At 44.6% G+C, this 3930-nt stretch carries 5 protein-coding genes; 1 reads left to right on the plus strand and 4 read right to left on the minus strand.

Annotation, left to right across the window (positions count from 1 at the left end; genetic code table 11):
* The 4 genes from rnz to miaA form a co-directional block, all read right to left on the minus strand.
* On the minus strand, positions 1-816 hold an 816-nt coding region (gene rnz, locus ADI74_RS05735; RefSeq protein WP_049537659.1), incomplete at its 3' end, for a ribonuclease Z.
* A 14-nt stretch (positions 817-830) separates the two neighbouring features.
* Entirely contained in the window at positions 831-1454 is a 624-nt protein-coding gene (locus ADI74_RS05740) for a cystathionine beta-lyase (RefSeq protein WP_049537661.1), read from the minus strand.
* On the minus strand, positions 1447-2685 hold the full coding sequence (hflX, locus tag ADI74_RS05745; protein WP_049537663.1) for a GTPase HflX: 1239 nt from the start codon (positions 2683-2685) through the stop codon (positions 1447-1449). Before hflX ends, ADI74_RS05740 begins: the two co-directional genes overlap by 8 nt.
* Complete coding sequence (miaA, locus tag ADI74_RS05750) at positions 2678-3562, minus strand: tRNA (adenosine(37)-N6)-dimethylallyltransferase MiaA (protein WP_049537665.1); 885 nt, start codon at positions 3560-3562, stop codon at positions 2678-2680. Before miaA ends, hflX begins: the two co-directional genes overlap by 8 nt.
* Positions 3563-3682: 120 nt before the next feature.
* On the opposite strand from miaA, the gene ADI74_RS05755 reads away from it, so the two are divergent.
* Positions 3683-3853 (plus strand): DUF3042 family protein, encoded by a 171-nt coding sequence (locus ADI74_RS05755; RefSeq protein ID WP_049537667.1) that lies wholly within the window; start codon positions 3683-3685, stop codon positions 3851-3853.
* Positions 3854-3930: the final 77 nt, after the last annotated feature.

The following is a 3930-nucleotide window of genomic DNA, read 5'->3' on the forward strand; positions in this document are numbered from 1 at the left end:
GAGCAAGAGGCGCTTGACTCCTGCTTCTGCCGCTACTTGTGCAGCCTGCATGTTGGTTGAGTGACCGTGATTGCGGGCAATTTTCTCATCGCCCTTGCCATATGTGGACTCATGGACCAGGACATCGGCATTAACAGCCAGACGCACACTGGCATTGGTTTTTCGGGTGTCACCAAGGATGGTGATAATCTTACCAGGACGTGGCGCTGAGACATAGTCTGCCGCCTTGATTTCAGTCCCATCATCCAAAACAACATCCTGACCGTTTTTGATTTTTCCAAAAAGCGGGCCAAATGGAACACCAGCAGCCTTGAGTTTTTCAGCATCCAAGGTCCCTTCAAGATCCTTTTGCATGACACGATAGCCAACACAGAAAATAGTGTGATCCAGCTCCTCTGCATACACCGTGAATTTATCGGTCTCAAGGATTTTCCCTAGAGAATCTTGGTCAAACTCATGAAAATGAATGCGGTAAGGCAGACGAGAACCGGACACACGAAGGCTGGTTAAGACAAAGGACTTGATCCCTTGAGGTCCATAAATGTCCAAATCTGTCTGCTCTTCATTAGCCTGAAAAGCACGACTAGAGAGAAAACCAGGCAATCCAAAGATATGGTCTCCATGTAAGTGAGTGATAAAGATTTTGCTGATCTTTCGTGGTCGAATCGTAGTTTCCAGAATGCGATTTTGCGTTCCTTCTCCACAGTCAAAGAGCCAGACTTCGTTAATCTCGTCCAAGAGTTTCAGGGCGAGACTTGAAACGTTGCGGGCTTTAGAGGGCTGACCAGCCCCTGTTCCTAAAAATTGAATATCCATTCGATACTTTCTAATTAATCAATATATAACATGGCTGTGCGGTTTTCCAATCGGAAATAATGCTTGCCAGAAAAAGCTCTAGCTTCTTGCAACAAATCCTCTTGGCTGTAGCCTTTGAGACGCTTGCGACCATCAGCTAAACTTTCCAAATCTGTCAAAGCTGTGAGACTTTTCACGCTAACAACTTCTTCGTCTCCGGCATCCTTCATGTAAATCTTTCCAGACTCTTCAAAGACGAGTTGATGGGGGAAAATTTGTGCAATCTCAAAGAGCAAGTCATCCGAGATTCCCTCTTCATTTTCAGAGAAAATCCGTCCAAGACCTTCTTCCTCATAGCAAAAGCCAAAGGATTTGCCAGATAAATTAAGACGAATAAAAGGCTTATTTTCAAAGGTGAAACTTGGCTCAGCATTGTAGAGGTTCAGTTCCTGACTGAGTTCTGCAAAATAATCCGTCGCAGCCTCAGGACTCTTTTTCTGGTAGAGTTCAGCAAAGTAGGCATTGACTACACTCGGAGGAGGTGTGATGAGAGCCAACTGCTCTTGCTCTGTTTTGCTAGCTAGAAGCTGATCTAGATAGACCTTATCCAGACTTGTATAACCTCCATACTTTAGAGCCAAGGTTTTAATATCAGTCATAAAATTCCTCTAACCTCCATTTATTTTTCTCAGAAATGTAGCCTGTAATCACTTCCCCGTCATCTTGATAGTCGCGCTCTTCCAGAATCGCTACACTTTCCAAATCATGAATCTTGTAGGACTTAGAAAAAGGGACGCGCAGGGTAAAGGGTTCGAAAATATCCTTGATTTTCTCTAAAAATAAAGCCTGCAACTGCTCACGACTATCCTCAGACTTGGCAGAAATGAGGGCATAAGGCGTTTGAGTCGGCGTGAAATCCTCCACCAAATCCGCTTTATTATAAAGGGTCAGGCGGGGAATATCCTCCATATCCAAGTCTTTCATGATGGACAGGACTGTTTTTTCATGCTCCTCGTGATAAGGATTGCTGGCATCGATGACATGAACTAGTAGATCCACATGCTTGCTTTCCTCTAAGGTTGACTTGAAACTGGAAACCAATTCAGTCGGCAAATCTTGGATAAAGCCAACAGTATCAGTCAAGGTAACCTGAAGATTACCTCCCAAATGGATACTCTTTGTCGTCGCATCTAGAGTCGCAAATAGCTCATCTGCCTCATATTGGGTCTTGCTGGTCAAGGTGTTCATGATGGTTGATTTCCCAGCATTGGTGTAACCAATCAAACCAATCTTAAAGGTACTCGACTCCAGACGTTTTTCTCTGACTGTCGCCCGATTTTTCTCAACAATCTTGAGCTGACGCTCGATATCCGTAATTTGGTTTCGAACACTACGACGATTCAGTTCCAACTGACTCTCACCTGGACCACGGGAACCAATTCCCCCAGCCTGACGACTAAGCATAATCCCTTGTCCCACCAAACGAGGTAAGAGGTACTTGAGTTGGGCAAGGTGAACTTGGAGTTTACCTTCATGGCTTCGAGCTCGCATAGCAAAGATATCCAGAATCAACTGCATACGATCAATCACCTTAACACCCAGAACTTCTTCTAGATTGACATTCTGCCGTGGAGTCAAGCGATTGTTGACAATGACAGTGCTAATTTCTTCCGCATCTACCATCAGTGCAATTTCTTCCAACTTACCTGAGCCAACAAAAGTCTTGGAATCATATTTTTCACGTTTTTGTCTGTAACTATCTACTACAACTGCCCCAGCTGTCTTAGCCAGACTGGCCAACTCGTCCATGGAGAGGTCAAAATTTTCCATACCCTGCAGCTCAACACCAATGAGCAGGACCCGTTCCTCTTTTTTCTCTGTTTCAATCATGTAAAAACTCCTCAATCTGGCTTAGAATGCGCTCCTTCACGCCAGACTCTCCAATCTGATAAAAGGTCACCTGCATGCGATTACGGAACCAGGTCAGCTGGCGCTTGGCAAAACGTCGAGTCGCCTGCTTGAGACTGTCACGAGCTTCTTCCAAGGACTGCTCTCCTCGAAAATAAGGAAATAGTTCCTTGTAACCAATCCCTTTAGCAGCCTGCACATCTGGATAATGGTCAAAAAGCCACTTGGCCTCGTCCAAAAGCCCGGCCTCAAACATGAGGTCCACGCGATGGTTGATACGCTCATAGAGTTGACTACGTTCATCATCCAAGCAGATAATCAACGGTTGATACAAGGTCTCTTGATTTTCCAAATCCTGAGCAAAATGGGCGATTTCCAAGGCTCGCATAGCTCGACGACGGTTTAACTGGGGAATTTCAAGACCTGCTTGCTCCACAAGATGGGCTAATTCTTCATCTGATAAAGGCTCTAAACTAGCTCGATAGGCTAATATCTCCTCATGAGGTGTCTCTCCACCTAGATGATAGCCCTCTAGTAAGCTCTGGATATAAAGCCCGGTACCTCCCGCTATAATAGGAAGCTTGCCACGACTTTGAATGTCTTCTATAACCTTTTTAGCTTCTGAAACAAAATCAAAAGCCGAGTAAGACTCGGTCACCTCTCTGACATCAATCAAATGATGAGGAACTGCAGCTTGCTCCTCTGGGCTAGCCTTGGCCGTCCCAATATCTAACCTTCTATAAACTTGCTGACTGTCACCGCTGACCACCTCTCCACCAAAGCGCTTGGCTACTTCAATAGCAAGGGCTGTTTTCCCAACAGCAGTCGGTCCAACAATCACAATTATTTTTGTTTTCATCTTTTTTCCTTGAAAAATTCCCATTTTTTCGTTACTATTATTATATCACAAAAAGGTCAGTCAGAAAAATGCTACCTCTTGAGGAGCCTGGCTGATCGGGAAGATAAAGGAGGAAGACTCATGGCTAAAGGATTCGCTAAAGGTCTTGTAACAGGTGTCGCAGGAACTGTCGCTGCCGTTGCAGGTGCAGTATACGCAATTAAAAAGAAAGTGATTGAGCCAGAAGAGCAAAAAGCAGCTTTCATCGAAGAAAATCGTAAAAAAGCAGCTCGCCGTCGCGTATCACGTTAGTAAACAAAAGAAGTTGGAAATTGAACTGCACCCCAAAAGTTAGACAGAAAAAAATCTAACTTTTGGGGTGTTTTTAT

This window comes from Streptococcus pseudopneumoniae, assembly GCF_001074565.1.
Taxonomy (GTDB): domain Bacteria; phylum Bacillota; class Bacilli; order Lactobacillales; family Streptococcaceae; genus Streptococcus; species Streptococcus pseudopneumoniae_J.

Bases quoted from the DNA above. Each gene is read 5' to 3' on its own strand.
- miaA (WP_049537665.1), bottom strand. From the start codon at position 3,562: ATGAAAACAAAAATAATTGTGATTGTTGGACCGACTGCTGTTGGGAAA.
- hflX (WP_049537663.1), bottom strand. From the start codon at position 2,685: ATGATTGAAACAGAGAAAAAAGAGGAACGGGTCCTGCTCATTGGTGTT.
- ADI74_RS05755 (WP_049537667.1), top strand. From the start codon at position 3,683: ATGGCTAAAGGATTCGCTAAAGGTCTTGTAACAGGTGTCGCAGGAACT.
- ADI74_RS05740 (WP_049537661.1), bottom strand. From the start codon at position 1,454: ATGACTGATATTAAAACCTTGGCTCTAAAGTATGGAGGTTATACAAGT.